A 1,809-nucleotide genomic window follows, 5' to 3' on the forward strand; every position below is an offset into this window, starting at 1 on the left:
TGTCTAAATCCGCGGGTCTTTTATCCTTACTCCACCAGATAAGTGGCCCACGACGCTGATAATCCACTTTACTGACTGCTTCTTTGCCGTTTAATAAAAATTTCACCATAAAGGCGACTGCCAGCGCCTTATCATTGCCACTGCTTAAGAAAGCAAAGGTATAACTGCTGACATTAGGGATAAAGACACGCTCGATAAGGTTATTATTTTCATCCAGTCCGTAGACTTTGAAATACAGAATATTAGTTTTTTCCAACATGCCTAATTGTGGATAACGGGCAGCATAGGCTTTACCTTTATACCAGGTGTAAAAGATCTGCCGTTCCCGATCGATAATTAATGGTGCCTGTCTCTGCCAGAAAAATACACAATAGACAAAAGGTGGAATAATCAGCAGATAGAGCAGCAGGAAGCTTATATCAATAATGAGGAGTCGAGTACTACTTGGGTAAAAAGTATAACGATAATATAAATATTTTCTTAGTGAAATTTCTTTATCATTACCGATATAACGGACATCTTCCATATCAGCAGGTAGATCATTGCGCAGATAAAATTCTTCGCCATATTTTTTTTTTGCATAACCAACCCATCGATGAATAGCTTCCTCATTTTTTTTTCGCGATTCCATGAAATCATTAATGTTTAACACTAGGCTACTGATAATTCCTAGTGTGACTGGGATTAGATTAATGCTCCTAAAACGGCGTTGTGGATTACGGATATGACATTCTTTATTATCAAGGTAGTCCAGTATTTCCACATGCTTAATGGTTTCTTCATCCTTAATATCTGGTGGTGCGGCCAGAAGTTCTTTTTCCCAGCGGGCCAGCCGTTTAGCTGGCAGCGGATGAATAGTAGGAAACCATTTTTTAAGTAAACTTTTTAGTCGTTGCTTCATAGTGTGCGCTCTCCGTCAAAACTGCCCTTAATGGTATTTTCTGCTGTAGGTTCTTCTCCCTGGAGATAACGCATAGGGGCGACGACATTTTCTGATTGCTCATAATACCAGTACAGTTTGCTACTGCGAGGGTAAACGCCCATTGTTTCTGAGATGACTACTTCCAGCGTTGCCGTATCGCCATTCAGGGTCAGTTTGGCCTGCTTCTTAGCTTCCCTGAATTTGGTACTACGGAAGGTATCAGGGATATATTTGCGGTGGTTAATTTCAACATAATTGATTTTTCCTTCCCGGTAGTGAGGAGTTCTGAATGGAGTCACAAAGATCTCGCAGATATTTGAGAGACCCATCTGAAAAGCTGGCAGGGTAAAACAATAGGTGGTGACACCAAATCCCTGCTGTATTTTTAGTTGTGGCTGAATAAACAGATTTAGAAATTCTTGGTTTTCTATAATAAAACAGTTATTAATAACATCACTCATTTCTCTAGCATCTTGTAACTGATTTGATATAGATGGTCGTTCATCCACAGGCCAAAAATCATACTTATCTCCAGCCCCCCAAAAACAGTTATTCAGCACTTTTTCCAAATCTGACCAGGCGCTGCTGGCCTGGACAATACTGCCCCCGATAAGCAAACTGGCTCCCACAACCAGCCATGTCAGCAGTCCTGCTGTCATGACCGAGCCGGCGGCAAAGAAGACTAATCCTACCGTTGTTAGGATAATGGAGCCTGTTCCGATAGCGATATCACTGTAAGCTTCTACACTATTACCCACTTTGAAAGCGTTACTCGCATCATAGAAGGAGACCAGCGCCCCTAAATAACCTGCCACGCTACCGGCAACCCGGGAGAACTGACTGACCATAGCTGTATTGACAGCAGGCACTTTTATGCCGTTCATCAG

The 1,809-nt window shown here is 42.0% G+C and carries 2 protein-coding genes; both read right to left on the bottom strand.

All coding sequences use genetic code 11. The annotated features are described in order from the left end of the window. Nucleotides 1-901: hypothetical protein (locus tag C5470_RS21715; protein WP_166291869.1), on the bottom strand; the 901-nt coding region annotated here is incomplete at its 3' end. Continuing rightward, on the bottom strand, nucleotides 898-1,809 hold a 912-nt coding region (locus tag C5470_RS21720), incomplete at its 5' end, for a hypothetical protein (protein WP_207627080.1). The genes C5470_RS21720 and C5470_RS21715, both read right to left, overlap by 4 nt.

Origin of the sequence: Photorhabdus stackebrandtii, from assembly GCF_011189495.1 — a bacterium.
In the GTDB taxonomy this organism is placed as follows: Bacteria; Pseudomonadota; Gammaproteobacteria; order Enterobacterales; family Enterobacteriaceae; genus Photorhabdus; species Photorhabdus khanii.